The following is a 25,533-nucleotide window of genomic DNA, read 5'->3' as shown; positions in this document are numbered from 1 at the left end:
TACTTTTTGCTCATTGTTAATTGCCCCTTGATTTGAAAAAGGCCCTGTTCATAGACCGCGACGGTACCATCCTCGTGGAACCCCAGCCCAGCCAGCAGGTCGACAGCCTGGAAAAGTTTGCCTTCCTGCCGGGTTGCATCAGCGGGCTGGCGCGCATTGCCCGCGATTTGCCCGAGTACGAATTGGTTCTCGTCACCAATCAGGACGGCCTGGGGACCGACAGCTTTCCCGAAGCAACCTTTTGGCCGCCGCACCGCCTCATGCAGGAGATTCTGGCCGGCGAGGGAATTCATTTCGCGTCCGAGCTCATCGACCGCAGCTTTGCTCACGAGGGCCTGCCCACACGCAAGCCCGGCCTGGGCATGTTTGGCCGCTACCTCGACCCGGCCAATGAGTATGACCTGGCAAACTCCTACGTCATCGGCGACCGCCTCACCGACGTTGAGTGGCCGCCAACCTCGGCAGCCAGGCCATCCTGATAGGAGAGGAGCCCGACGAACGGGCCGCGCTCACGACCACCAGGGAGGCCATCTACCGACACTTGCGTTACCCGGCCCGCGTAGCCGTAATTGAGCGTAATACCAACGAAACCCAAATCTCGGTTCGGCTCAACCTCGACGGCACCGGCCAAACTGATATTCATACCGGCCTGGGTTTCTTCGACCACATGCTTGAGCAGCTAGGCCGACATAGCGGTGTTGATTTACACATTCGTGTAAAAGGCGATTTACACATCGACGAACACCACACCGTGGAAGACACGGCCCTCGCGCTCGGCACCGCCTTCGCCCAGGCCCTGGGCGATAAGCGCGGACTCGCCCGTTACGGCTTCCTGCTGCCGATGGACGAAGCCCTGGCCCAGGCGGCCATTGACTTTTCGGGCCGGCCCTGGCTGGTGTGGAATGCTGAATTCCGGCGCGAGCGGGTAGGGGACCTGCCCACCGAACTGTTCTTCCATTTCTTCAAGTCGTTCACGGACAACTCCCGCGCCACGCTAAACATCTCCTGCACCGGCGATAACGAGCACCATAAAATCGAAGCCATATTCAAGGCCGTGGCCAAAGCCATCAAGATGGCTCTGCAGCGGGACGAGTCGGCCGCCATTCCCAGCACTAAAGGGATTTTGTAGGACTTTGCGCGTATTAACAAATGGATAATACGGCTCTATTGTGTCCGTGCGTGTTGTCCAAATGAGTATAAAGTAGCTTACATGGAAATTGCAGTTGTAGATTATAAAGGCGGCAATGTGCAGTCGGTGCTCTTCGCTTTAGAGCGCCTGGGTGCGCAAGCCACACTCACGGCCGACCCCGAAACCCTGCGCAAGGCCGATAAGGTTTTGTTTCCTGGCGAGGGAGAGGCGTCCTCCGCGATGGAAGCACTGCGGGCTGCCGGCCTCGACCAGGTACTGCCTACCCTCACGCAGCCTTTCCTGGGCATATGCCTGGGAATGCAGCTGCTGGGAGAGCACAGCGAGGAAAACGATACGCCCATGCTGGGCCTGTTACCCTTCACGGTGCGGCGCTTTGTGCCGGATGTCGCGCACAAAGTGCCGCACATGGGCTGGAACAATCTGCAGGCCCTACAAGGACCATTGTTTGCTGGCCTGACCGATGCCGACCATGTGTATTTCGTGCACAGCTACTATGCGCCGGTGGGCGAGTACACCACGGCTCAATCGACGCATCCGGCTCCGTTCAGTGCGGCTGTGCAGCATCGCAACTTTCACGGCGTGCAGTTCCACACCGAGAAAAGCGGCGCCGTGGGCACCCGCATTCTGGCCAATTTCCTGAACCTGTAGTTTTCCTTACTTACGTTTTACCCTGCTTCCCGTGGAAATCATTCCAGCTATCGACCTAGTAAATGGCCAGTGCGTGCGCCTGAGCGCCGGGGACTTCTCCCGCCAGACCACCTACGACTCCGACCCCGTGGCCGTGGCCCAGCGCTTTGCCGATGCGGGGGTACGCCGGCTGCACCTGGTTGACCTCGACGGTGCCCGGGCTGGTCATCCGGTTAATCTGGCCGTACTCGAAGCCATTGCCAAAAAGACTTCCCTGGACATTGATGCCGGAGGAGGTATCCAAACCCTGACTTCCCTGACCCAGGTGCTCGATGCCGGTGCCTCCCACGTCACGGCCGGCAGCCTGGCGGTGCGCGAGCCCCGCACAGTGGAAGCCTGGTTGGCCCGGTTCGGGGCGGACACCATCTTCCTGGGCGCTGATTTCAAAGGCGAGCACATCATGATAAATGCCTGGGCCGACCAAAGCAGCCTTACACTGGCTCAATTTATCGGCGATTACTTAGAGGCGGGTGCTACCACCTTCATTTGCACCGATGTGAGCAAAGATGGCCTGTTGCAGGGCCCTTCCCTGGCCATTTACAAAACGCTGGTGCAGCAGTTCCCAACGGCCCGGTTTGTGGCCAGCGGCGGGGTCACTACCGTGGCCGATGTGGAGGCACTTGCCGAAGCGGGCATGCACGGGGCCATTATCGGGAAAGCATTATACGAAGGCACTATCTCGCTCCCCGAGCTGAAGCCTTTTCTGTAGCGTCATCAAGTGGGTTAGCTCAATTTCACGCGTTCCCAATTAGCTGTCCCTATGCTGTTACCCCAAACGAAATCCCCAATTTGGGAGTCATGTAGTCGGGTTCCAATTTAATAACATCGTCAAACTCAAGCATACCGTGGTCAAGAAAAGACTTATTCCCTGCCTCGATGTCCGTGATGGACGTACCGTTAAGGGCATTCAGTTCGAAGGCCTTCGGGATGCGGGCGACCCCGTGGCGCTGGCTGCGCGCTATGCGCGCGAAGGGGCCGATGAACTGGTTTTCCTCGATATCACCGCCACCAATCAGCGGCGTCGGCCGCTCACCGATTTGGTGCGCGACGTGGCCCGCGTGCTGGATATTCCCTTTACCGTGGGCGGCGGCATCAACACCGTGGCCGATGTGGAAGCACTGCTGCTGAGCGGCGCCGATAAAGTTTCGATTAACTCAGCGGCCCTCGCCCGCCCGGAATTCATAGCTGAGCTGGCCCGCCGTTTCGGGTCGCAGTGCGTGGTCGTGGCCGTTGATGCCCGATTGGTGGAGGGCGAATGGCAGGTAATGACCCGCGCCGGCACCGTGGCTACCGGCCGCGAAGCCGTAGCTTGGTGCCGTGAGGCCGCCCAGGCTCGGTGCCGGCGAGCTGCTGCTAACCTCCATGAGCCACGACGGAACCAAGTCGGGCTTTGCACTGGAACTAACCCGGGCCGTGAGCGACGCCGTGCCGGTGCCGGTTATTGCTTCGGGTGGCGCGGGGCAGCCGTCAGATTTTACGGCCGTCTTTCAGGCGGGTGGAGCCGATGCCGCCCTTGCGGCCAGCATCTTTCACTTCAACGAAACCGCTATACCGGCGCTCAAGCAATACCTGCATCAGGAGGGCATCCCGGTTCGACTGTAGCAGGCAGCTATATTAACACTCTTTTGGCTTTCTGGGACTTTATGTCCAGGTAGCTTTTCAGAACTTATCCTTAAGGACATGACACCTGCTTTCTCCGAACAAGTTCAACTTCGTTTTGACCCTCAGACTGGTCTATTGCCAGCCATCGTACAGGATGCCGACACGGGGCAGGTACTAATGCTGGGCTACATGAACGAGGAAGCCTGGGCGCGCACGCAGCAGGATGGCCGCGTGACTTTCTTTTCCCGCTCAAAAAACCGCCTGTGGGTGAAAGGTGAAACGAGCGGCAATTTCCTTACTGTAGTAAGCCTGCACGTAGATTGTGACGCTGATACGGTTTTGATTCGCGCAATTCCCGCGGGCCCCACGTGTCACCGGGGCACGGTGAGCTGCTTTGAGCAGGTGGAGCAGACCCAGGCGCCGGCGGCTCCCATTGGCTTTCTCGCCGATTTGGAGCGCTTAATTGTGGAGCGTCATCAATTTCCGGAGCGTGCACCTACTTCTTATACCGTTTCGCTCTTCAAGAAGGGCCTTCCAAAAATTGCCCAAAAAGTAGGAGAGGAGGCGGTAGAAACGGTTATTGATGCTGTTGGCGGGAGTCGCGAAACCTTGCCTGGCGAAGTTGCCGATTTGCTTTACCATCTGTTGGTGCTTCTCGTGGCATCAGGGGTGCCCATGGCCGAAGTAATAAGCGTGCTTCAAGAGCGTCATCGCCTCCCGAATACTCGACATTTAACGGAAGGCTAATACTTTGACCTGAAGCTTTCGATAGACTAAAAAATGGCTAGCCATAGCTTTAATGCTAATGGCTAGCCATTTTGACATTTGAGGTAATACACTTAAGATTTAGTTGAAATCAACTTAGGCCTTCAACTGCCTTTTAATTTTATTGAGCAGAGCAATAGCAATTGTAATGTCCTCTTCATCGGTGATGGACATGGTTGTATTTACCCCTGGTCCACTCACCTGAATTTGGTAAGTGTCGGTGGGAATACTGAAAGGGGCGGGTGGTTGCGGCGCTGGGGGCGCTTGGGAAGTCGGTAATTGCTCCGTTCTGACCTGTGTTGGCTCATCACTAATGCGGGACGGCGCCGGTTGAACTTCTTCGGTAGCGTGGGTTGGGGGATTATTTAGCAGGCCAAATAAGCTTGCAATGGCGTCAGGACCGTTTGAAGGAGCAACAGCAGCTGCTGATGGCCGCATTGGATTGCTGCGGGGGATACTGGTAGTGGTTTCTGCTTCTTCATTTAACTCAGCGTCTCGCTGCAACGAGCCGAAATCCAGAATATTGGGATTTTCCTGAGGTTCAGAGTGCGGTGGCAGCTCATTCCTAAAGTTATTGACGCTCGGTGGTGGACTGGCCAACTCCCGGCGGGGAGATTGCTGAGTAGCTAACGCATCAATATCCGCAATTATGTTGCGCTCATCCAGTAAGCCAACCATCCGGCAGCCTTCAACAAAGGCTTTGGCTACTCCCTGTGCGTTTATTTCCTCCACGCCGAATTCCCGAATTAGCATCACGTCCAGCATCTGAACGGGAAGTTCCCTTGACCTGAATTTACGGCAAAGCTGGGTAAACAGCGGAGGCGTCAGGAATGCCTCCCGGTGAAACAGCAATTCTTCCTGCTTATCGTAAGCGTGCTTAATGCGCTTGAATAAGGTGGTGGTGGTAAGTAGGTCCCGTTTGCTGGTTAGCAGTCCAAACTTTACTGCGGAGCCGATAATGGCCTTGAATGAGCCGCTTACTTTGCGGTTGAGCTTCCTGGCGGCGGTCTCAATGGCACATTTCCCACCGGTATCGTCGGTTATCTCTGCTAGTTCCCAGGCACCGGAATAGGTTGTTCGGGGGTAGTCTATAAGTTTGGGCATTATGCAGTGAAGAGTTTCTTGGTATTTAGGTTCAACGCGGTAGTATTATGGCTAGGTCAGGATTACGCAAATATAGATACGGAGTTAACTTTAAAGTATAAAAAAGCATAAGAGATGAAAAAATTTTCGGGAATTTTATACTTTTTAGTACTGACTGCTAACAACGGCTCTACTTTTCTATCCCGCATGTTAAATGTATTCCCATTCACATAGCTCAAGACAAACAGTATAAAAATTTCATCTTAAGAAACTTTAGCTACATAAGATTCTTAAGCTAGAGCATATCGCTTTATGCGGTGATACGTCTAAAGTAATTAAAAGTATATAAAAATCTCCATTTTTGTACTTTTATTTATCTTTTACCATTTAATCCCTTGGATCAATCAACGTAGCGCATTCAGTAATAGGAGTGGGGTTTGTAAAAAATCCGAAAGCACACAAGTAAAAGCGCTTCATCCTACAACGTCCTGCGGTACATCCATTTAGTTGTTCGCGCAAACCAGGGTGCCTCCACCAAAACAAGTTTTCAAACTGGCAAAACAGGTGGAATTATATTGGGCTATGGCCATTAGAATTTAGCCAAACACAATAACCCTAGATGATGGTTTTCTACGTTTCTGGAGGCAAAACGACATAACGGTTCTCCAAATAGAAAATGAAAGGCAATACTGACGTTGTCGCAGCATCGCCGCCTTAAAGTTGTGCCGATTGGATAATTAGCGAGGTCGCAACGCACCGACTAGCTCAACATTTTGGCCTAGTGGCAAAAGCTCATAGGTTTTGCCGTTATATCTTATCTGGAATGAACTGGCATACCGAATGTCGTAACGACGAGGTTCCACCACACAAATTGTCGATTGAGGTACGTGGCAAGCGGCTCCAGAAGTTAGAAAGCTGCTTATGTGTCTTTAGCAAATATCCCTTAGTGGTAAGCATGACATTCGGAGCATTTTATTAGCTAATAACATTTGGACAAACTATATAACCGGCGCACATTGACTTGCGGGTTAAAGAATGCACGCAGCATGTTTAGTGGTCATGCTGAACAACCACTTTAACGACGAGGCGCCAAAAAAAGCGATTCAGCATTCATCTCACTTTGGCTCTTTATAATGACTGGCAAAACGCTATAATAATGGCAATATCACCAGTGCCACAAGTCAATAAAAGTCAAAAACGTGCTGCCCAGCATACAGAGAAACAAAACCCTGTTTGTCTTATAATTTATATTATGTTAAATTCAATTTCACAAAACCCATATAAAAGCCAAAAGGCCCGCTCACATTGTGAACGGGCCCTCTCCTGCAGCAGTATATTATTGTGCGACAGCTTATTTCAGCGTCTTCAGTTTAGCATTCAAACGCTCAGAGTCAGCGGTACGGCCGAGACGGAAGTACACCTTTTGCAAAGAACTGAGGGTGTTTTTGTCGTCAGGCTGCAATTGGAGCGCTTTTTCAAAGTAAGGAACCGACGATTCGAAGTACTTCTTGCCTTGAGCTTCCAGTTTCTTACCTGATACCTGATAGCTTTTTAGGTCCATTTTGCTGGCTTTGGTGTAAGCTTCAGCGGCGCGGTTGTAGTTGTAAACGCCTAGGTTAAACTGAGCGTCAAAGTTGTTCGGGTCCAGCTCAACAGCCTTCTGGTAATCGGCCAGCGCCAAATCAGACTTTTTCTGCGAATCGTACATGGAGCCACGCACCGCGTACAAGTTGGAGTTCTTGGGGTCTGCCTGGATGGCTTTGTTGATTTTGCCCAAAGCATCATCGCCTTTGCCGCTGGCCAACGACACGTTCAAATCCTCCAGCATGAAGGCTTTGTTGTTTGGGTAAGCAGCCAAGGCCTCTTTCAATACTTTGGCGGCTTCGGCGCTATTGTTTTCCTGCTTGGCCATCTGGAGCAGACGCGAATACAAAGTCACCGACTTGTAGTTCATGCCCAACAGCTTGTTGTAGCTGGCACGGGCACCGGCATAGTCCTGCTTGGCTTCGGAGGCATAAGCCGAATACAATACTGCCGTGGTATCCGTCGGCTTGATTTGCGAGGCCATCTTATAGCTCGCAATCGCCTTGTCGTATTCCTTGGCATTGTAGCTGGTTACGGCATCGTTAAATGCGGCACCGTACAAACCATCCATTTTAGCCACTGCCTGCTTGCCGAATTCGCCGGTTTTGCTATCCAGCTCAATCGTCTTGTTATACGACTCGAAAGCCTTTTGCAAGCCCTCGCCGGGCTGCAGCTGCTTGCTGTAGATGGGGCTCTCCATCATAGACTGATAGATTTCTCCCCGAGTGTACCAGGTTTTGGCTTTGCCGCTCGTCTTCTCATTAACGATGGCCTTGTCAATGTCCGTCCGGGCCTTGTCAAGCAAGCCCGTGCGCTGGTTAAGAATGGCGTTGGTGACGGCCGAATTTTGCGCCGATACCAGCGAAGGAAGGCCGGCAGCTAGTACCGTGGCCGCGGCAATCGTCAAAAAAGTCTTCTTCATAAAATCGTGAATGTGCTCTGAATGAATAACCAGCCGCAATTTAGGCGAGCTTAGCCATTGTACCCAGCGCGTGCATGAGTGGAGTTAGGGTGAACAAATATGGCAATTTTCCGCCCCCGAAACGGTAAGCTCCGGACTTGAGGTCGCCAAAAATAAACGGGGCGGACCAAATGGCCCGCCCCGCTCCTCTTCAGCAATTATGCCAAATCTTCGGATTCGGGCTCACCGTCAGTTTCACTGTCCTCCAGAGCGCGCTCCAGCGCGGTGGTAAGCGCGGCGCCGAGGCCGCCGGACTCCGCCTCAGCCACACCGTCCGATTCGGCGATTACCACCAGGGTGACTTCGGTTTCGGATTCGTCCTTTTCTTCGGCGGCTACTTTGGCTACCGAAGAAATTTCGTCGTTGCTGCCGATTTTTATCAACCTAACGCCCTGCGTGGCGCGGCCAATGGTGCGCAGGTCGCTCATCCGCAAGCGAATCGTGATGCCCGACTTATTGATAATCATCAAGTCATCGGTGTCATTCACGTCCTTTATCGCCACCAGATTACCCGTCTTGTCGGTAATCTTCATGGCCCGCACGCCCTTGCCGCCGCGGTTCGTGACGCGGTACTCGTCGAGCGGGCTGCGCTTGCCGTAGCCGTTCTCGCTCACCACGAGCAGCTCCTGCGACGGGTCGGACAGGCACACCATGCCCACTACCCTATCGCCGGGCGTGTCAGAAAGGCTGATGCCGCGAACACCGGCCGCCGAACGGCCCATGCTCCGCACCTTGGATTCGTTAAAGCGCACGGCCCGCCCGGAGCGCAAGGCCAGCACAACTTCGGAGTTGGGCGCCAGCAGCTGCACGTCCAGAATCCGGTCGCCTTCGTTGATGGTGATGGCGTTGATACCGGCGGTGCGGGGGCGCGAATACGCCTCCAGCGGCGTCTTCTTCACGGTGCCCTGCTCGGTGCAGAACATCAGGAACGTGTTTTCCAGGTAGTCGGGGTCTTTCAGGCCGCGCACGTTGAGCACAGAGCGCACCTTGTCTTCCCGCGGGATTTCGATGAGGTTCTGGATGGGCAAGCCTTTGGTGGCCTTCCCTCCTTCCGGCACTTCGTACACCTTGAGCCAGAACACCCGGCCCAGTTCGGTAAAGAACAACAGATACTCGTGGGTGGTGGCTACAAACAGGTGCTCGGTGAAGTCATCCTTTTTGGAGATGGCGCCACGCGAACCCGCGCCGCCCCGGCCCTGGGCCCGGTACTCGTCGAGGTTGGTGCGCTTGATGTACCCTTCGCGGCTGATGGTGATGACCATCGCCTCGTCGGCTATCATGTCTTCGGTCGAGAAGTCGCCGCCGATGTAGTTGATTTCCGTGCGGCGGCCGTCGCCGTAGCGCTCCCGGATGTCTTCCAACTCGGTTTTGATGATGCCGCGCTGCAACACATCCGACGCCAACACGGCGTTCAGGTGGTCAATCAGGCGCATCAGGTCTTCGTACTCGGCCACGATTTTGTCGCGCTCCAGGCCGGTGAGGCGCTGCAGACGCATGTCCAGAATCGCCCGGGCCTGTACTTCGCTCAGGGCAAAACGCGAAATCAGCTGGCCGCGGGCCACCTCGGGGTCGCGCGAGCCCCGAATCAGGGCAATAACCTCGTCCAGGTGGTCGAGGGCAATGAGCAGGCCCTCCAAGATGTGGGCGCGCTTCTGGGCTTCGGCCAGGCTCGTACTTGGTGCGGCGGATGATAATCTCGGCGCGGTGCTCGACAAAGTAGTGAATGAGCTGCTGCAGGTTCAGCGTCATCGGGCGGCCCTTCACCAGGCACACGTTGTTGACGCCGAAGGAGCTTTGCAGCTGCGTGTACTTGTAGAGGTTGTTTAGCACCACGCTGGGCATGGCGTCGCGCTTGAGGTCGTACACAATGCGCATGCCGTCGCGGTCCGACTCGTCGCGCATGTCCGAAATGCCCTCAATCTTCTTGTCGTTGATGAGCGCGGCGGTCTTCTCAATCATCGACGCCTTGTTCACCATGTAGGGAATTTCGGTGACGACGATTTGCTCCTTGCCCGTTTTAGTGGTTTCGAACGTGGCCTTGGCCCGCATCACCACGCGGCCGCGGCCGGTGTGGAAGGCCTGCTTCACGCCCTCGTAGCCGTAGATGATGCCGCCCGTGGGGAAGTCGGGCGCCGTCACGTACTGCATCAGGCTCGTCTATCGTAATCTCGGGGTTGTCGAGGTAGGCGATGATGCCGTTCACCACTTCCGTAAGGTTGTGGGGCGCCATGTTGGTGGCCATGCCCACGGCAATGCCCGAGGTTCCGTTCACCAGCAGGTTCGGGAATTTGGCCGGCATTACGCTGGGCTCTTCCAGCGAGTCGTCGAAGTTGGGCTGAAAGTCAACGGTGTCCTTGTCCAGGTCGTTGAGCATTTCGTCGGCAATGCGCTTGAGGCGGGCCTCGGTGTAGCGCATGGCGGCCGGCGAGTCGCCGTCGACGGAGCCGAAGTTGCCCTGGCCGTCGACGAGCGGGTAGCGCAGGCTCCAGTCCTGGGCCATGCGCACCATGGTGTCGTACACCGACGTGTCGCCGTGCGGGTGGTATTTACCCAGCACCTCGCCCACGATACGGGCCGATTTTTTATAGGATTTGTTGTAGCCCACGCCCAGCTCGCTCATGCCGTAGAGCACGCGGCGGTGCACGGGCTTCAGGCCGTCGCGCACATCAGGCAAGGCCCGGGAGATGATGACCGACATCGAGTAGTCGATGTACGCGCCCCGCATCTCGTCTTCGATGTTTATCGGAATGATTTTTTCGCCTTCCGCCATTTGGGGGTTGATAGGCGACTTAAAAACCCCAAATAAGGGGGATTTCAGCCGCAGGGTGAATGGTTCTTTATATGCGTGCGAAGATACAACAAAAAGGCCGCAACGGCAAGCGCTGCGGCCTTTTATAGGGCATTTCGATGAGCTGATAATGGCCGGCTAATCCGCAGTTCGAATACCTGATAAATCCAGTCCGCAAGACTGCGCTACCAGCCGGTATTGGAACATCAAAAGCGCCTCTCTATTTCAGCGGCTTGCTCTTGTCGTTGCCGTGCGAGCCGGACTTGGGGTTATAGGTTTTGATTTTCTCGCCAATCGCGGGATTTTGCTTTTTGAACAGCGGCTGCCCGCGGTACTTATTGCCGCTGTGCAAGTGCACCTTGCGCACGTGGCACGTTTCGATGGGACAGGTACGGCAGCTCGTAACCGCCAACAGCAGCAGACAAGGAACCAGGCGGAATAGCAACTTCATAGTGCAAAGGTAACGCGTACGGGTAGCGACGAGGCTAAAATTGAGCTAAGCTGGCTCACGGCATCAGTCGTTGCCGTCCCATTCGGCCAAAAATCGGGCCACGTAGGTTTCCATAAACGCGTGGCGCTCCTGCGCTACCTGCCGGGCCGCATCGGTATTGAGCCGCTCTTTGAGGTGCAGCAGCTTTTCGTAGAAATGGTTGAGCGTGGGGGCTGCGTTTTTCTGGTAGCTGGCGAAGCTCTCGTGGGCCACCGGCGCAATGGCGGGGTCGTGCAGCGGCCGCCCCTTGTGCCCGCCGTACGCAAACGCCCGCGCAATGCCAATGGCACCAATGGCATCGAGCCGGTCGGCATCCTGCACCAGGGCGGCTTCCAGCGAGGTAACGGGCGTGGCCACGCCCAGTCCTTTGAAGGAAACCTCCCGAATTACGGTTTCGACCCGCGCGATTAGCTCTTCGGGGGCGTGCTGGCTGCGGAGCCACTCCCGCGCGGCCCGCGGGCCGGCTTCGTAGTCGCCGTCGTGAAATTTCCAGTCGGCGATGTCGTGCAGCAGGGCTCCTAGCTCCGTCACTTCCTGGTTGGCACCGGGCGCGGCGGTGGCCAGGCGGCGGGCCATGAGCCACACCCGACGGATGTGCGCCCAGTCGTGCCCACTGCCTTCGCCGGCAAATTTTTCTTCAATAAAATGGGCGGTGGCGGCAATCAGGTCCAAAGCAAGATTCAACTTAAGGGTTCGGGATAAACACTGCGGGACGCTACTCAAGGCACGACAGCTGCTGCAGGATTCGCAAATTTAGCTGGGCTCCCCTCCTGCTCGGCGGCTTTGGGCAGAGTTTAACAGCACTGCATTACAGCTCAACGTAGCAGTGAGCTGGAAATGGCGAGTGACCGACTAAAAATGGTTTAATCAATAATGGGCGCTCGCTCAAACGGCTTGGTCCGGTCGAACAAATACCGGTAGGTGGCGTGGGTGCGCCAAATTGTGCCATTTATGGTTTCGGCCACGTGCATCATTTTCGGATTAAAGTCTCCTATCCAGTTCATCACAAAGTCTTCGTAGTGGACCTGCCGGGAATCCTGCACGATTTTGGACACCGCGAGCACAAAGGCCGACTCCAGTCCCTTGCGCTGGTGCTCCGGCACAATGCCGAAGGCAATGCCCGTGAGCGTACGCACTGCGCCCCGCCAGCGATACCACGCAAACTTGAGCTTGCCCCACCAGTTGAGCTGGCCGTCCACGTGCCGGAAAAGCTCGTTCAGCTCGGGCAAACCGATAAAGAAGCCCACCGGCTCGCCCTTATAGTAGGCAAACCAGCACACTCGCTCGTCGATGATGGGCCGCAGCTTTTTCATGATGTTGGCCGATTGCTCCGGCGACATTTCCTTTACCCCGTCGTGCTTCACCCAGGCCTTGTTGTACACCTGGCGGAAGTCTTCGGCGTACTTCGGCAGGTTGCGCAGGCGCAGGTGCTCGAACTTGTAGTTCGGGTCGTTGACCACCTTGGCCGCTTTGCCCTCGTAATTCGGAGAAATCGGGTCGGCCACCTTGCGGAAGTAGGTGTACTGGTTGAAATACAGCCGGAAGCCGTAGGTTTCGAGCAGTTGCTGATAATACGCCGGGTTGTAGTTCTGGCCGTACAGCGGCGGGCCGAAGTTGTCAATCAACAAACCCCACCACTGGTCGCGGTCCCCGAAATTGATGGGGCCGTCCATGGCTTCCATGCCTTTGCCCACGAGCCAGGCGCGGCAGCCGTCGAGCAGCGTGTTGGCGGCTTCCTGGCTGTTGATGCACTCAAAAAGCCCATGCCTCCGGTGGGCTGCGCAAAGGTGTTGGCGGTGCGCTCGTTTATGAAAGCGGCCACCCGGCCCAGGGTGCGACCGGCCTCATCGACCAGCAGCCAGCGAATTAGGTCGCCGTGGCGGAAGTACTTGTTTTTGTCGCGGTCGAAAACGGCGGCGATGTCGTTGTCCAGCGGACGCACGTAGTTGGGGTCGCCGGCGTAGAGACGCACCGGAAACTGCACAAACTCACGCGCCTGGGCCAGAGTCAAAACTTCCAACAACCGCATACTAGCCAAAAGAAAAAGAAGCCCCAAAACGGGCCGGCAAGTTAACCAGCCGGACGGCAGAACAAGCCAACGAGCACCTTTTAGCAAGCTTTAACGTGTTAATTCCAGCTATTCGGCTCCGAGTCCGTTTCTTCGCAGCCACTTGCCCGCTTTACTTCCCATGTCCCGGTATCTCCTTTGCCTTTTACTACTGGTGGCTGGGCCTGGCATCTGCCTGCACAGTGCCGCCCAAACCCCCGGCAGCCCTGCCGATACCACGCACAAATACCAAACGGCACCGGCCGGCCCAGCTCAACCGCGCCGGCCTATCTGGCAGAGCAAGGTGGTCCGGGCCACCATTGTGCCCGCCTTGCTGATTGGCTACGGCGCCAGTACCATCCACGGGCACGGGCTGTACAGCTCCTACGATGCCAAGCGGGACATCCGCCGGGCTTTCGGCACCTATCGCACGCACGTCGACGATTACCTTCAGTGGTCGCCTTATTTCGAAGTAGCCGGCGTGCTGCTGGCCGGCGTCGAGTCGCGCGACGACCGATTGAACCTGGCTTTGGTAGTGCTCAAGAGCGAGGCCGTTATGTTTTCCACGGTGTTCCTCGTCAAAACGCTCACGCATGTTCAACGGCCCGACTCTTCCGACCACATGTCGTTCCCCTCGGGGCACACGGCGCAAGCGTTTATGGCTGCCAGCATCGTGCACACCGAGTTCCGTGATAAAAGCCCGTGGTATGGCATCGGGGCATATACGCTGGCCACCAGCGTGGCTGCCTTCCGGATGATAAACAACAAGCATTGGGAGTCCGACGTGGTGGCCGGGGCCGGCGTGGGCATCCTCTCGGCCCACCTGGCCTACCTGAGCCACCGCAACCGCTGGGGCCGTCAGCCCCGAGGCCGCGACATTGGCGTCGTCCCACTCTGGAGCCCGGCCGGCGGCGCGGGCCTGAGCGTAACCTGGCATCCGAAATAAGAGCCCGCTTATCAGCCCTCCACGGCGGGCATTACTTTTGGCGGTGATGGTAGCCCCCGCGCTGGCCACCATCACCAGCATCACTGCCAGCCATTGCGTCAGACTCAGTTTTTCGTGCAGAAAGACCAACCCGCACAGGGCAGCCACGGCCGGCTCAAGGCTCATCAGAATGCTGAACGTGCGCGCCGGCAATCGCCGCAGCGCATTCATTTCCAAACTAAACGGCAGCGCGCTCGATAGCAGCGCCAGGGCCAGCCCCGAGGCCAACAAAGCGGGCGAAAGCCGGCTCAACCCACCGTCGGCCACCGTAAACGGCAGCACGGTGAGCGTGGCAAACACCATCCCGCTAGCCACTGCTGCCCCGCCGGGCAGTACCTGCGACACGCGGCCTCCCAGCACGATGTACGCGGCCCAACAGGCTCCCGCCAGCAAGGCATACAAGCTGCCCAGCCAATCGAGCCCTTCCCCGCTCCACGGCGCTATCAGGGCGATGCCCGCCCCGGCAAGCAGCACCCACATAAAATCCAGCGCCCGGCGGGAGCTGCTCACGGCCAGCAGCAGCGGCCCCACAAATTCCAGCGTCACGGCCAGCCCGAGGGGAATGCGAGCCAGGGCAATGTAAAACAGCAGGTTCATAGCGCCCAGCACGACTCCGTAGGGAATCACGGCCTGCCATTGGGCGGACGTGAGCCGGCGGAGCGGCGGGCGAAACGCCAGAAGCAGCATCACCGCCGAGAGACCGATGCGAAGGCCGGCGGCCCCCGCCGCGCCCACCACCGGGAAAAGCCCTTTGGCAATGGCCGCACCGGCCTGTACGCTCAGCACCGCCAGCAGCACCGAGGGAACCGGGGGCAGCGCCTCAATTCTTATTTTCTTCATTAGTTGGAGCGTCCGGACCAAATCATAGAATGGCCCAAAAGAAACAGACCCCAACCTTCGCCGCCGTTTCCGGCCGTGCGACTTTTGGGGTCTGTTGCAAACTATTGAGCCTCCTGCCGGGATCGAACCAGCGACCTACTGATTACAAGTCAGTTGCTCTACCAGCTGAGCTAAGGAGGCGTTGAGGTGGCACAAAAGTACACAGCCGAGCCGTTTTTGCCAGCAATCCAGACGCTTTTTATCGCAAAGAAGCCCGGCATTCATAATGCCGGGCTTCTTTACTTGGGATAAACTCCTGATTGTGAAGCGTCCTTAGCTGCGGATTACCTTGAGCTGTTTTTTCAGGGTTTCGATGCGCTTCTGGCCTTCCGCGATGCGGCCTTCGTACTCTTCGCGCAGGCTGGGCCGCGTTTTTGGAGCGGGCAAAGAAGGCCAAGTTGGTTTGCAGGGTTGCGTGGTCGTTTTCCAGCTCGTTGATTTCCTTGCGCAAGGCCATCTCCTTGCGGGACAATTGCTGCTGGGCTTGCGGACGGGCCTTGAGGCGGCCCACTTCCACCTGGAAAAGCAGGTCGGTGCGGTCGGCGTAGCTGAGGCCGGGCACGTGGTCCAGGTACTTGCCCAGAAGCGTGAGCAGCTGCTCCTCGCTGCGGTCGCCGGTGCCGCGGTTGGGCTCTTCGTCGGTGGGGTCAAACTCCGTTACCCAGCCGGCCAGAATCTCGCGGAAGCCTTCCAGGCTGCCGGGGTTATCGGCCGTGAGGGCGTTCACCTGTTCAGCAATGCGGTCGAGGTGGGCCGTCTGCTCCACGCTCGATTGCTGCACTTTTTCCTCGCGGTGGCGGGCTTCCTGCTTGGGACGCTCGAATACGGCGTCGCAAGCGGCGCGGAAGCGGTGCCAGAGCTTGTCGGCCAGCTTATCGGGCACGCGGCCCACGTCTTTCCACTCCTTCTGCACCCGAATAACCACCTGACGGGCGGCGTCGCTGTCGGGGTTGTTCGAGGCTTCTTCGGCTTGCTCAATCAGGGCGATTTTCGCCTTCACGTTGGCCGACTTTTCGTTGTCAAGCGACTTGAAGAATTCGTTTTTGCGGTTGAAGAAGGCCTTGTAAGCCGCCCAATATTGCTTGTTCAGGGCGTCGGCCTGGGCGCGGGGCACGAGGCCGGCCGCTTCCCATTCGGCCTTGATTTCCTGCAGCTCATCGGTTTTCGAGCGCCACAGGTTTACCCGGTCCGAATCGAAGGTTGCGAACGGCAACACGCGCTCAAGCAGGGCCTGCTTAATCACGAGGTTGGCTTTCTCCTGCGTGGAGCGCTGGTCTACGAACTCTTTGCGGCGCTGGTGCAGCACATCCGACGCGGCAATAAACCGCTGCCAGAGCGGCTCACGCTGGTCGTTGGGCACGGGGCCGATGTGCTTCCAGTCCTCGTGGAGCTTGGTGAGCTCATCCAGAGCCTTGTTGATGCCCGGTACCTGAGCCAGCGCGTCGGCCCGCTTAATGAGGGCCTCCTTGGCCTCCTGGTTGCGGCGGCGGTCCAGGTCCTTCATCTCCAGGAAGCGGCCCTGCTTGCTGTAATAAATGTCGAGCAGGCCGTGGTACGTGTCCCAGATGGACTGGCTGTCGGACTGGGGCACCGCGCCGGTGGCCTTCCATTCCGCCTGCAAAGCCTTCAGCTTAGCCGAGCTGTCCTTGGTTTCGGCGGCTTCCACCAGCAGGCGAAGCTGGTCCAGCAGCTCTTTTTCTTGATGAGGTTGTCGCCGCGGCTGGCGTCCTCGGCTTTGGCATCCTTGGCGCGGCTCTCGCGGAATTCCTGCAGGGCCTTGTTCAGCTCCTGCTGGCCCTCGGGCTGCTGAAACGCGAAAGCTTCCGCGCCTTCGCCGCCTTCGGCAAACTTCTGGCGGGCCGCGCTGCGGGCCAGGCCCACGTTGGCTTCGTACTGGCGGGTGAGGTCCTGAATCTGCTTGCGGTTGCGGGAAGCATCGGGCCGGCGCAGCAGCTCAACCAAGTACGTGGCCTGAGCAGGCAGGTCCAACGCCGTGAAATCGGGTGCGACGGTTTCAGGCACGTAGCCCTCGCCCTCCTCAATACCGTCTTCGGTTTCGGTGGCCGGTGTGGCGTTAAGCGGCGTTTCTTCGGAAGTAGGAAGCGTGGCGACGGCCTCGGGGGCGGTTTCCAGCTCGGCGGCGTTGTGCAGGTTCACAGTGGGGAGTTCGGGGGCTTGGTCTTCTACGGTAGCCGCAGCAGGGCCACTTAATATTTCGGGGTCAGCGATGGGCGCGGGCGTAGCACTGGCAATAGACTCTTCAGCGGGCAGAGCTTCGGGCTCGGGTGCAGGGGCTGCCATCTCTTCCGAGTGTGGAGCCATTTGCTCGCCGTAATGGGCCATTGCGCGGGCCTGTGGTGCCGACAAGTCGTGGCCTTCCTCCGTGACGGGGTGTGGAACATGTTGAGCCGTTTCGGCCGCAGCATCGGCCTCGGGTGTGCCTGCGTCCGGGGCCAACGCCCCCACGGGGGTATTGGCTACCGGCTCAGCAGTACCAGCGCCGGCTGGCTGGTCGGCCGGGAGCTCCGGCGTGCCCTGAGCGGGCATTTCGACCTGGCCATCGCCCGCAGTGGGCTCATTGGCCGACGGTTGGGCAGCAGTGCCCTGAATCTCGGAGAGGCGACGTTGCAAAATAGTCATCCGGTCCTCGGAAGCCGGTTGGGCACCGCTGGTGAGCGGTGCAGTGGGGTTTTCTTCAGCAGCCATAAATAGTCGAAAAAGCCAGCCCCAATCCAGGAGCCAGAGCAGAGGTCAAAAAAAGATTGGAATATAACAAAAATAACTCCCAGTGTCCGAATTAATTGAGACGAGGGTCCACTGGATAGTTGGACAGGACCTTAAAACGCCCCCCTTTTCCCGCAAGATGTCCCGCCAGAAGGCATCAGATGCCAAAGTAAACACTTTCCCGGCGCTTGCGGGGTGACGTATCCAACTCTGCCCCTGCATTTCGGTGGCGAGTTGGCCCGCCGTCCAGCCGGAATACCCGGCAAACAGGCGCACCTCGTCGCCGGTTACCGCACCGCTGCCAATCAAGCCCAGGAGCAGCTCAAAATCACCGCCCCAGTACACGTCCTGGCCCAAATCGGTAGCCCCGGGCAGGTCGGCACGGCGGTGCAGGTAGTGCAAGGTATCAGGCTCGACGGGGCCGCCCACATAGATAGGCAGGCCGGCCGCGGCCGTGCCGGCTTCGGGCGGCAAATCCAGCACGTCGCCCAGCGTAAGGGTGGTGAGCCGGTTCAGCACTAGGCCGAACGTGCCGTCCTCGGGCTCGTCGCGACACAGCAGTATGACACTGCGCTCAAAATTGGGGTCCCCCAGAAACGGCTGGGAGATAAGCAGAGTACCGGGGCGCATATGGTTCCGTTTTAAGTGAACAGCTACAATTCTCAGACGCTATACGCAATTTAAGGTACGACGACGAGGAATCCGCGTCCCTGCACCCGGCCCTGGAGATGTTAGTACCTTGCGGCTCAAACGCACAGTGGTATGCCTAAACAGCTCAACCAGGCTTATGGTTAAACAACCCGGACCGCGGCTGCCCCTCTCCTTCAGGACATCCCGTGGTGGGCTGAGCAGCTGCGATTGTGCCACATAACCGCCACAGCACTGCTGCAGGGAGCCGTCTGGCGGCTCAATAATATTTGAATAACCATGATTGACTCCCACCTCGCCGACCTGCGCCAGACCTATTCCCAGCGTACCCTGACGGAAGCCGACGTGCTGCCCGATGCTGTGCAGCAGTTCCGGGTATGGCTGGACGAAGCCATTGCCGCGCAGGTCGACGAGCCCACGGCCCTCACCCTGAGCACGGTGTCGGGCACTGGCCAGCCTTCCTCGCGCGTGGTGCTCCTCAAGGGCCTGCCCGGCGATGCAGGCTTTTTGTTCTACACCAATTACGAGTCGCGCAAAGGCCAGGAGCTGGCCGAGCAGCCCCTGGCGGCGATTAACTTCTTTTGGCCGGGCCTGGAGCGGCAGGTACGGGTGGAAGGGCGCATCGAAAAAGCCCCCGAGGCTATGTCGACGGAGTACTTCCAGAGCCGGCCGCGCAGCAGCCAGGCTGGGCGCCTGGGCCTCGCCCCAAAGCCAGGTGATTGGCAGCCGCGAAGAGCTCGAAGCCCGGGAAACTGCCCTGGCCAGTGAGTTTGGGTCGCAGGACCCGCTGCCGCGCCCTGCGAACTGGGGCGGCTACATTTTGCGGCCCCACCGGCTCGAATTCTGGCAGGGGCGCCCCAGCCGCTTGCACGACCGCATTGTGTACGAACTGGAAGGCAGCGCCTGGCGCCGGAGCCGGCTGGCCCCGTGAAAACCAGTCCTTTTTGCCGCTAAGGTTTTGGCGGAAGTATGACCCGGCCACCGGTTTTTCTACGGCTTTGAGTCTTTCCTTGCATTTTTGCTTCCTCTTTACCTCGTTACTTCACCACCCAGAAGTTTGGCTGAAATTCAACCCTTGCGCGGCTGGCGTTACAATCCGGCCATGAGTGCCAACATCGACGCCTATGTTTCGCCCCTGTTTGATGTAGTGTCCACGAAGCAGCGCGAAGCGCTTTATCGAAACCCGCTCAATTCGATTCATCTGTCGGTACCGCTCGGCGACGACCCCGCCGGCGCCGCCCTCGCCCGGCTCCGGGAATGGCAAGCCAGCGGCGTGCTGCTGCAGGACGAATTGCCCGGCATTTACGCGTATTACCAATACTTCCGGCTGCCGGGCAGCACGCGGGAATACTGCCGCAAGGGCTTTATGTGCCACATTCGGGCCTACGACTGGGCCGAAAACGTGGTGCTGCGGCACGAAAACACCCTGCCGGCCTCCGTAAACGACCGGGCCGAGCCTGCTGGCCCGCACGCAGTTCCAGACCAGCGCCACGCACGGGCTCTACCGCGACGACGCCTTTGAGCTGGAAGCCTACCTCGACGAAGCCATGCGCACGCCGCTCTACGAAACCGAGGAAGACTACCAGGGTGCCCGCGACGTGCTGGCCGTGATTCAGGACGCGGCCATCATCCGGCGCTTTCAGCAGATTCTGGCAGCCCGGGAGGTTATTCTTGCCGATGGCCACCACCGCTACGAGGGCTCGCTGGCGTACCGGCATGCCCGGCTGGCTGCCACGCCCGGCGCTACCGGCCGGGAGCCCTGGAACTACCACCTCATGTACCTCACCAACGCCGCCGCCGACGACCTGCGCATCCTGCCCACGCACCGGCTGCTGCTGGAGTTTCCCGGCAACCTGAGCGACGCGGAGCTGCTGGAACGCCTGGAACCCTACTTCACCATTTTGCCCAAGGAAGACGCCAACGACTTGCCGGAAATCATTGCGGGCAAACTGTGGGCCTTTGGGCTCTACCTGGGCGGGCAGAGCTACAAGCTCCGCCTCCGGCCCGAAGTGCACGGCCAGCTCAACTGGGAAACCACCGAGCAGGTAAAAGCCCTCGACCTGACCGTGCTGCACTTTTTTGTTTTTGAAAAGGCACTCGGCATTGTGGGGCCTGATGCCCAGCGGGCCTGGCCTGGCGTGGCCTACGTGCGCAACTTTGCCGAATGCCTGCAGCGTGTGGACCGCGGCGAGGCCCGCGCCGCCTTCATCGTGAACGAAGTGAGCATGGCCGAAGTCGAAGCAGTGTGCCACTCCGGGGCCGTGATGCCGCCCAAGTCCACCTTTTCTACCCCAAAACCATCGGCGGATTCCTGTTCAGCAGCATCGCCGATGAGGAAGCGGGCAACCTGTTTGCGGAGCATTTTCAAGCCCCTGTTTAGTGAAACTCATTTTAGCCTCCAACTCCCCGCGCCGCCGCCAGCTGCTCTCCGACATGGGCCTGGCCTATGAAATCCGCCTGCTGGAAGTAGACGAAACCTTTCCCGCTCACCTGCGCCGGGCCGAAGTAGCCGAGTACCTGGCCGCCTACAAAGCCGCCGCCTACGCCGACGCCCTTGCCCCGGACGAAGTAGTGCTCACGGCCGATACCATTGTGTGCCTCGACGACGACGTGCTTAATAAGCCCGCTAACGAAGCCGAAGCCACGGCCATGCTCACCCGCCTGCAAGGTCGGGCACACGACGTGTTCACAGCCGTGTGCCTGCGCTGCGGCGACGGCCGCGAGGTGGTATTTTCGGACCAGACCACCGTGCATTTTCGCCGCTTGAGTTCTTCTGAAATCAGCCACTACATCGCCACGGCTCAACCCTTTGATAAAGCCGGTTCCTACGGCGCGCAGGACTGGCTGGGCATGGTGGGCATCGTGCGGCTGGAAGGGTCCTATTTTACGGTGATGGGGCTGCCCACGCACCGGGTGTGGGAGGAGCTCGAAAAGCTGGGGGCCTTGCCCAATCAATAAATGGAAAAGATTTCATCGAAGCTATACTGGCTGCTTGGGCTGGGCCTGTTAGCCCTTTGCACTGGCTACGCTGCACTGGTACTATACTCGTCTACCTGGGCCGAAGCGCGGGCTATTGACTTGATATTCCCTTTTTATGGCTGGCACATTCAGCCATTCACGGCAGTTGAATACACAAACACCAAGAATGCGCTTGCGGGCGCGGCCGCGGTCCTGACGCTGGCTACTGTTTTAGTTGCAATTTCTAAATCCTGCCGGGCTGAATTTGCAGCCCTTGTACGGGAGGTAGCGGCCTGCTGGGCCGGCTTGGGCAATGGCATAAAGGCCCTGACGGCCACCGAGCGTCGACAGGCGCTTGTTGGCTTGGGGCTGCTTACCCTCGTAAGAATCTATTTCAGCATCAGCAATCCCGAGTACGACGATGCCGTTTCTTATGTGGTATTCGTGAGCAAAGGGCTTTTGCCCACCGCATCGTATTACCCAATCCCCAATAATCACGTTTTTTCGAACACCATCAGCTGGCTGTTCTACCAAATGAATCCGGGGTTTTGGTGGAGCATGCGGTTGCCAGTGCTGCTCATCTGCACGGCTGCTACGGTTTTTCTGTTTGCCGCGGTGCTGCGCCGCGCCAACTTCCACGTGGCAGCGCTATCCAGTGTCGCGTTTAGCTGTTTGCAGCTAAGCATGTACCACGCCGGCGTGGGCCGAGGGTATTGGCTGTTGATACTGATGGCGGGCGTCGCCTTTTTTGCCACCCTGGAGCTCATGGTTGCCAAGGGCCGGCACCGGGCCGCCTGGGCCGCCCTACTCGTGGCTGGGGTGGTGGGGTGCTACACCGTACCCACCTTTCTTTATGTACTGATATCGGTTTTTTCCTGGCTCGGATTCGCCTTTTTACGCCGCAAGCTGCCAGCCAGCCTGGGTTCACTTATCGGGTTGGGCTTGCTCATCGGCCTGGCCACGGCGGTCCTGTATGCTCCGCTCCTGCTTGTGTCCGGCATCCGAATATTCACGCGCAATGGCTATGTCGAAACCCTCGCTCCCGGCGTGTTCTGGCCATTATTGCCAGAGTACCTGTGGCACAACGAAGGGTTCCTGGCCGGCCAGCGCACCCTTGGCACGTTCATCACTTTGTCCGTCCTTGGGCTGCTGGGCTGGATGTTTTACGAAGCCCGAAAAGGCAGGCTGCCAAGCGAGCAATCCCAGCAACTGTACCAACTGGGCCTGCCAGCTGTTTGGTTTGTGAGCATTCCTTATGCGGCAATTCTTGTGCAACGGGTGTTTCCGCCCGAACGTGTACTGCTCTACAAGGCATTTTTCTTTTTCATTCTGGCCGGTTTGGTGGTCGACTGGGTGCTGTGGCGTTGGCCGGCCCCGGCTTTCCGCTGGCCGAAACGCGCTTTGTTCACCACGGTAAGTCTTTTTATACTCTATCAGATTTTCACCGTCGTACGGGTAAACCCTTCGGCCCGTGGCAGCAATGCCAACTACCAGGCCGGCCTGCGTTGGATAGCGGCTCGTGCTCCCGGCCGCGTGCTTATCCCCGAGCCCACGCACAACTTGTTCTTCAAGTTTTATGCGAATACGGAACAGCCCACCCGCACCTGGCACATAGACTACGAACAGCTTGCCAATACCCCATACCGGTACGTAGTCGCATTCCCTAACGTACGAGGGTACTTCCAACCCAAATTCAACTTCCCGCCAGCGTTCCACAATCCGGACGTTGACATTTACGTGGTGCCCGAAGGCTACCCTTTAGAAACCAAGGCCTGGCGCCGGTAAGTAGGGATTAGTGCCCGCGTGCCAACAGCGCAATCCCAAGCACAATGAACAGCAGCCCACCGGCCTGAGCAACTGTTAGCCCCTCGCGCAGCACCACCAGACCCAAGACCGCTGTCAGCAGCACCGAGCCGCCCACAATCACCGGGGTTCCCACCGAAGAATTAACCCCGCGCTGAAAGACCACAAAAGTTAGAATTTCAGCCAGGCCTACTCCTAAACCAGCCAACGCCGCCAGTCCCAATCCCTTACCGGTGATGGCCAAAGGCTGCCCCTGAAGCTTTAGCTTGACCAGCCAGACGGCTCCGAGCAAAGCAGCCACGAGTTGCAACACCACGGCCCCCACGGCGGGCGACACATGATTGGCGGCCAGCTTGATGAAGAAGTTGTAAAGCGCTAAGCAAAGGGCCGTCAGCAGAGCCAGGGGTAGCCAATTCATGGAAGTTGAGCTGTTTCGGCACGCCGAAGAATGAGCGGCGCTACACCAGTTTATAATTCCGATACTCGCCCAGGCGGTAGCCGGTCAGTTTCTGAATGACCTGCTTTATCCGGTCTTTGAAGCGGTAGCGGTTGCGCGACATGTCGTGGGCGAACCGCCAGTTTTGCCTCTCGATGCGGGCGTGCATGGCCGCCGGGTGGCGCCCGGCAAAGAGCTGCAGCGAGTCTATCTGGCTGTAGTCGAACTCGTCGGCGGGGGCCACGTTGGCGGCTACCCACTCGTCGGAGTGCCATAGGCGGTTGAAGGTTTCCTGCTTGCGCTGCATAGCCGCGGGGGCTTCACCCAGCCGTAGTGATGCACTGTGGCATCGAGGAGCTTCACTTGCAGCTTCTGGTTTTGTCCTTTGCGGAAGCCCTGCGCGTCGCGGTAAGAATAAACGCCCGCGTTGGGCCGCACGACGCGGATTTCGCGCTGGTACCAGCGCCGTGAATCGCCCACGTAGTCGTAGGACCCATAGAAATGCCGGTAGTTGAGCAGCAAACCATCTACTTCCCGGTGGGCGGCCCATTGAGCCATACCAGCCCGAATGGCGGGGTAATCGTCCTCGTGCAGAACCTCATCGGCTTGCAGGTAGATGGCCCAGTCGGCATCGGTGGGCACAGCGGCCAGGGCCTTATCGGTTTCCACGGCCAGCACGCGGCCACCCTCCCGCAGGGTATCGTCCCAGAGAGTTTCAATGATGCGGATTTTGGGGGAACCGATGCCCCGAATCAGGCCCAGCGTGTCGTCGGCCGAATTGCCCACGGCCACCACTACTTCATCACACAGCGGCAGCAGCAGTTGATGCTTTCCACCACCGGGTAGTCGTAGGTAATGGCATTGCGGACGAACGTAAACCCGACAACTTTCATGGGCAATTAGCGCAGCTGGTCTTTCAGAAGCTCCATTTCGATGGCGGGAGCCACTTTTTCGTACAGAATCCGGTAAGCGGCCGTGGTGATGGGCATGTGCACCTTGAGCTTTTTGTTGAGGCTCGTGAATGCTCTTCACGGCGTAGTAGCCTTCGGCCACCATGTTCATTTCGAGTTGGGCTGATTTCACGGAGTAGCCGCGGCCCACCATGCTGCCGAAGGTGCGGTTGCGCGAGAACTGCGAATAGGCCGTTACGAGCAGGTCGCCGAGGTAGGCAGAGGCCGACAGGTCGCGCGGCTGGGGATTAATGGCCTGCAGAAATCGGCGAATTTCCTGAACCGCGTTGCTCACCAGCACGGCCAGAAAATTATCGCCGTAGCCCACGCCGTGGGCGATGCCGCCGGTGAGGGCGATGATGTTTTTCATCACGGCGCAGTACTCGATGCCGTCGAGGTCCGCCGCGGGGTGGGCGCGTACGTAGCGGTTGCGCAGCAGCCCGCAGAATTCCAGCGCCAGTTCCGCGTCGGGCGAGCCGATGGTGAGGTAGCTCTGCTTTTCCAGGGCTACTTCTTCGGCGTGGCAGGGCCCGGCTATCACGCCCCCTGGTGCCGGCCCAGCCGGAACCGCTCGGCCACGTAGTCGGTCACCAGGCTGGTTTTTGCTTGGAATCATGCCTTTGATGGCCGAAATCACGCGCTTGTGCTTCATAGAGTCCCGGTCCAGCTTGTCGAGCACGGGCTGCACGAAGGCCGCAGGTACGGCCAGCACCAGCCAGTCGGCTTCCTCGATGGCGTCTTCCAGGTCGGTGGTGGGGTACACGCGGTTGAGGTCGAACTGCACCGCCGAGAGGTAGCGCGGGTTGTGGCGGGTGCGCAGCAGATGCTGTACGTCGTCTTTCGAGCGCAGCCACCAATCTACCCGGGCCCCATTTTCGCTGAGAATTTTAGTGAGAGCAGTGGCCCAGGAGCCGCCGCCGAGCATGGCTATTTTTTCCAAGAGAACGAAGCTGGTGTGTAAAGAGCCGCAAGAACGTAAAATCCCTCCCCACT

General features: G+C 58.3%; 22 protein-coding genes, 1 tRNA gene and 4 pseudogenes. 12 read left to right on the top strand and 15 right to left on the bottom strand.

The genetic code is table 11. The annotated features are described in order from the left end of the window. The first annotated feature begins 32 nt into the window (after window positions 1-32). From hisB to hisIE, 5 genes and pseudogenes are all read left to right on the top strand, one after another. Window positions 33-1,129: pseudogene (gene hisB / locus ACFQT0_RS16915) on the top strand (bifunctional histidinol-phosphatase/imidazoleglycerol-phosphate dehydratase HisB). An 81-nt stretch (window positions 1,130-1,210) separates the two neighbouring features. Next, window positions 1,211-1,798: an imidazole glycerol phosphate synthase subunit HisH gene (hisH, locus tag ACFQT0_RS16910; protein WP_380204393.1), complete on the top strand. Its 588-nt coding sequence runs from the start codon at window positions 1,211-1,213 to the stop codon at window positions 1,796-1,798. A 31-nt stretch (window positions 1,799-1,829) separates the two neighbouring features. Then, on the top strand, window positions 1,830-2,546 hold the full coding sequence (hisA, locus tag ACFQT0_RS16905; protein ID WP_380204392.1) for a 1-(5-phosphoribosyl)-5-[(5-phosphoribosylamino)methylideneamino]imidazole-4-carboxamide isomerase: 717 nt from the start codon (window positions 1,830-1,832) through the stop codon (window positions 2,544-2,546). Window positions 2,547-2,682: 136 nt separating this feature from the next. Next, window positions 2,683-3,439 (top strand): annotated as a pseudogene (gene hisF, locus ACFQT0_RS16900) (imidazole glycerol phosphate synthase subunit HisF). A 78-nt stretch (window positions 3,440-3,517) separates the two neighbouring features. Next, a complete protein-coding gene (hisIE, locus tag ACFQT0_RS16895; protein ID WP_380204391.1) occupies window positions 3,518-4,186 on the top strand; it encodes a bifunctional phosphoribosyl-AMP cyclohydrolase/phosphoribosyl-ATP diphosphatase HisIE in 669 nt (222 codons plus the stop codon). A gap of 114 nt (window positions 4,187-4,300) precedes the next feature. On the opposite strand, the gene ACFQT0_RS16890 is transcribed toward hisIE, so the two are convergent. The 7 genes and pseudogenes from ACFQT0_RS16890 to ACFQT0_RS16860 form a co-directional block, all read right to left on the bottom strand. Next, window positions 4,301-5,308 (bottom strand): hypothetical protein, encoded by a 1,008-nt coding sequence (locus ACFQT0_RS16890; RefSeq protein WP_380204390.1) that lies wholly within the window; start codon window positions 5,306-5,308, stop codon window positions 4,301-4,303. Between the two features lie 1,330 nt (window positions 5,309-6,638). Beyond that, a complete protein-coding gene (locus tag ACFQT0_RS16885) occupies window positions 6,639-7,793 on the bottom strand; it encodes a tetratricopeptide repeat protein (protein WP_380204389.1) in 1,155 nt (384 codons plus the stop codon). A 197-nt stretch (window positions 7,794-7,990) separates the two neighbouring features. Further along, window positions 7,991-10,602, bottom strand: a pseudogene (gyrA, locus tag ACFQT0_RS16880) (DNA gyrase subunit A). Between the two features lie 238 nt (window positions 10,603-10,840). Further along, window positions 10,841-11,071: a hypothetical protein gene (locus ACFQT0_RS16875; protein ID WP_380204388.1), complete on the bottom strand. Its 231-nt coding sequence runs from the start codon at window positions 11,069-11,071 to the stop codon at window positions 10,841-10,843. Window positions 11,072-11,134: 63 nt separating this feature from the next. Beyond that, window positions 11,135-11,794 carry an HD domain-containing protein gene (locus ACFQT0_RS16870; protein WP_380204387.1) on the bottom strand — a complete coding sequence of 220 codons (660 nt, stop codon included), beginning with the start codon at window positions 11,792-11,794 and terminating at the stop codon, window positions 11,135-11,137. Between the two features lie 179 nt (window positions 11,795-11,973). Next, window positions 11,974-12,804: a hypothetical protein gene (locus ACFQT0_RS16865; RefSeq protein ID WP_380204386.1), complete on the bottom strand. Its 831-nt coding sequence runs from the start codon at window positions 12,802-12,804 to the stop codon at window positions 11,974-11,976. Continuing rightward, entirely contained in the window at window positions 12,732-13,121 is a 390-nt protein-coding gene (locus ACFQT0_RS16860) for a hypothetical protein (protein ID WP_380204385.1), read from the bottom strand. The genes ACFQT0_RS16865 and ACFQT0_RS16860 overlap by 73 nt, the downstream gene beginning before the upstream one ends. A gap of 178 nt (window positions 13,122-13,299) precedes the next feature. Between ACFQT0_RS16860 and ACFQT0_RS16855 the strand changes: the two genes are divergently transcribed. Beyond that, entirely contained in the window at window positions 13,300-14,103 is an 804-nt protein-coding gene (locus tag ACFQT0_RS16855; RefSeq protein WP_380204384.1) for a phosphatase PAP2 family protein, read from the top strand. A 117-nt stretch (window positions 14,104-14,220) separates the two neighbouring features. Here the strand turns inward: ACFQT0_RS16855 and ACFQT0_RS16850 are convergent. The 5 genes and pseudogenes from ACFQT0_RS16850 to ACFQT0_RS16830 form a co-directional block, all read right to left on the bottom strand. Next, a pseudogene (locus tag ACFQT0_RS16850) lies at window positions 14,221-14,622 on the bottom strand (EamA family transporter); the annotation flags it as partial. A gap of 467 nt (window positions 14,623-15,089) precedes the next feature. Further along, window positions 15,090-15,162, bottom strand: a tRNA-Thr gene (locus tag ACFQT0_RS16845). Between the two features lie 58 nt (window positions 15,163-15,220). Next, window positions 15,221-16,687: a DUF349 domain-containing protein gene (locus tag ACFQT0_RS16840; RefSeq protein ID WP_380204383.1), complete on the bottom strand. Its 1,467-nt coding sequence runs from the start codon at window positions 16,685-16,687 to the stop codon at window positions 15,221-15,223. Continuing rightward, window positions 16,648-17,661, bottom strand: coding sequence for a hypothetical protein (locus ACFQT0_RS16835; protein WP_380204382.1), 1,014 nt, complete (start codon window positions 17,659-17,661; stop codon window positions 16,648-16,650). The genes ACFQT0_RS16840 and ACFQT0_RS16835 overlap by 40 nt, the downstream gene beginning before the upstream one ends. Window positions 17,662-17,772: 111 nt before the next feature. Continuing rightward, window positions 17,773-18,375 carry a YqgE/AlgH family protein gene (locus ACFQT0_RS16830; protein WP_380204381.1) on the bottom strand — a complete coding sequence of 201 codons (603 nt, stop codon included), beginning with the start codon at window positions 18,373-18,375 and terminating at the stop codon, window positions 17,773-17,775. 297 nt (window positions 18,376-18,672) lie between these two features. On the opposite strand from ACFQT0_RS16830, the gene ACFQT0_RS16825 reads away from it, so the two are divergent. The 6 genes from ACFQT0_RS16825 to ACFQT0_RS16800 all read left to right on the top strand — a co-directional run bounded on the left by ACFQT0_RS16825 (window position 18,673) and on the right by ACFQT0_RS16800 (window position 23,136). Then, window positions 18,673-19,161: a pyridoxine/pyridoxamine 5'-phosphate oxidase gene (locus ACFQT0_RS16825; protein ID WP_380204380.1), complete on the top strand. Its 489-nt coding sequence runs from the start codon at window positions 18,673-18,675 to the stop codon at window positions 19,159-19,161. Beyond that, the gene (locus ACFQT0_RS16820; protein WP_380204379.1) at window positions 19,109-19,324 is read left to right on the top strand and encodes a pyridoxine 5'-phosphate oxidase C-terminal domain-containing protein; all 216 of its coding nucleotides are present in this window, start codon (window positions 19,109-19,111) and stop codon (window positions 19,322-19,324) included. The genes ACFQT0_RS16825 and ACFQT0_RS16820 overlap by 53 nt, the downstream gene beginning before the upstream one ends. Before the next feature lie 144 nt (window positions 19,325-19,468). After that, window positions 19,469-19,915, top strand: coding sequence for a DUF1015 family protein (locus tag ACFQT0_RS16815; RefSeq protein WP_380204378.1), 447 nt, complete (start codon window positions 19,469-19,471; stop codon window positions 19,913-19,915). Then, window positions 19,851-20,843 carry a DUF1015 family protein gene (locus ACFQT0_RS16810; RefSeq protein WP_380206057.1) on the top strand — a complete coding sequence of 331 codons (993 nt, stop codon included), beginning with the start codon at window positions 19,851-19,853 and terminating at the stop codon, window positions 20,841-20,843. Before ACFQT0_RS16815 ends, ACFQT0_RS16810 begins: the two co-directional genes overlap by 65 nt. Continuing rightward, window positions 20,827-21,351 (top strand): Maf family protein, encoded by a 525-nt coding sequence (locus tag ACFQT0_RS16805; protein WP_380204377.1) that lies wholly within the window; start codon window positions 20,827-20,829, stop codon window positions 21,349-21,351. The genes ACFQT0_RS16810 and ACFQT0_RS16805 overlap by 17 nt, the downstream gene beginning before the upstream one ends. A gap of 306 nt (window positions 21,352-21,657) precedes the next feature. Beyond that, window positions 21,658-23,136, top strand: a complete 1,479-nt coding sequence (locus ACFQT0_RS16800; RefSeq protein WP_380204376.1) for a hypothetical protein — start codon at window positions 21,658-21,660, stop codon at window positions 23,134-23,136. 7 nt (window positions 23,137-23,143) lie between these two features. Here ACFQT0_RS16800 and ACFQT0_RS16795 read toward each other — a convergent pair whose 3' ends face one another. From ACFQT0_RS16795 to ACFQT0_RS16785, 3 genes are read right to left on the bottom strand one after another with little or no spacing between them, the layout of a single operon-like run. After that, complete coding sequence (locus ACFQT0_RS16795) at window positions 23,144-23,572, bottom strand: EamA family transporter (protein WP_380204375.1); 429 nt, start codon at window positions 23,570-23,572, stop codon at window positions 23,144-23,146. A 40-nt stretch (window positions 23,573-23,612) separates the two neighbouring features. Next, the gene (locus tag ACFQT0_RS16790) at window positions 23,613-23,897 is read right to left on the bottom strand and encodes a hypothetical protein (RefSeq protein ID WP_380204374.1); all 285 of its coding nucleotides are present in this window, start codon (window positions 23,895-23,897) and stop codon (window positions 23,613-23,615) included. Beyond that, window positions 23,843-25,480 (bottom strand): NAD(P)H-dependent glycerol-3-phosphate dehydrogenase, encoded by a 1,638-nt coding sequence (locus tag ACFQT0_RS16785; RefSeq protein WP_380204373.1) that lies wholly within the window; start codon window positions 25,478-25,480, stop codon window positions 23,843-23,845. The genes ACFQT0_RS16790 and ACFQT0_RS16785 overlap by 55 nt, the downstream gene beginning before the upstream one ends. Window positions 25,481-25,533: the final 53 nt, after the last annotated feature.

It is taken from the genome of Hymenobacter humi, assembly GCF_042665855.1.
Taxonomy (GTDB): domain Bacteria; phylum Bacteroidota; class Bacteroidia; order Cytophagales; family Hymenobacteraceae; genus Hymenobacter; species Hymenobacter humi.
Note: the sequence above shows the minus strand (reverse complement) of the source record. Positions and strands in the feature narration are given on the sequence as shown.

Bases quoted from the DNA above. Each gene is read 5' to 3' on its own strand.
- hisH (WP_380204393.1), top strand. From the start codon at position 1,211: ATGGAAATTGCAGTTGTAGATTATAAAGGCGGCAATGTGCAGTCGGTG.
- hisIE (WP_380204391.1), top strand. From the start codon at position 3,518: ATGACACCTGCTTTCTCCGAACAAGTTCAACTTCGTTTTGACCCTCAG.
- ACFQT0_RS16890 (WP_380204390.1), bottom strand. From the start codon at position 5,308: ATGCCCAAACTTATAGACTACCCCCGAACAACCTATTCCGGTGCCTGG.
- ACFQT0_RS16885 (WP_380204389.1), bottom strand. From the start codon at position 7,793: ATGAAGAAGACTTTTTTGACGATTGCCGCGGCCACGGTACTAGCTGCC.
- ACFQT0_RS16875 (WP_380204388.1), bottom strand. From the start codon at position 11,071: ATGAAGTTGCTATTCCGCCTGGTTCCTTGTCTGCTGCTGTTGGCGGTT.
- ACFQT0_RS16855 (WP_380204384.1), top strand. From the start codon at position 13,300: ATGTCCCGGTATCTCCTTTGCCTTTTACTACTGGTGGCTGGGCCTGGC.
- ACFQT0_RS16835 (WP_380204382.1), bottom strand. From the start codon at position 17,661: ATGACTATTTTGCAACGTCGCCTCTCCGAGATTCAGGGCACTGCTGCC.
- ACFQT0_RS16830 (WP_380204381.1), bottom strand. From the start codon at position 18,375: ATGCGCCCCGGTACTCTGCTTATCTCCCAGCCGTTTCTGGGGGACCCC.
- ACFQT0_RS16825 (WP_380204380.1), top strand. From the start codon at position 18,673: ATGATTGACTCCCACCTCGCCGACCTGCGCCAGACCTATTCCCAGCGT.
- ACFQT0_RS16805 (WP_380204377.1), top strand. From the start codon at position 20,827: ATGGGCCTGGCCTATGAAATCCGCCTGCTGGAAGTAGACGAAACCTTT.
- ACFQT0_RS16795 (WP_380204375.1), bottom strand. From the start codon at position 23,572: ATGAATTGGCTACCCCTGGCTCTGCTGACGGCCCTTTGCTTAGCGCTT.
- ACFQT0_RS16790 (WP_380204374.1), bottom strand. From the start codon at position 23,897: ATGCAGCGCAAGCAGGAAACCTTCAACCGCCTATGGCACTCCGACGAG.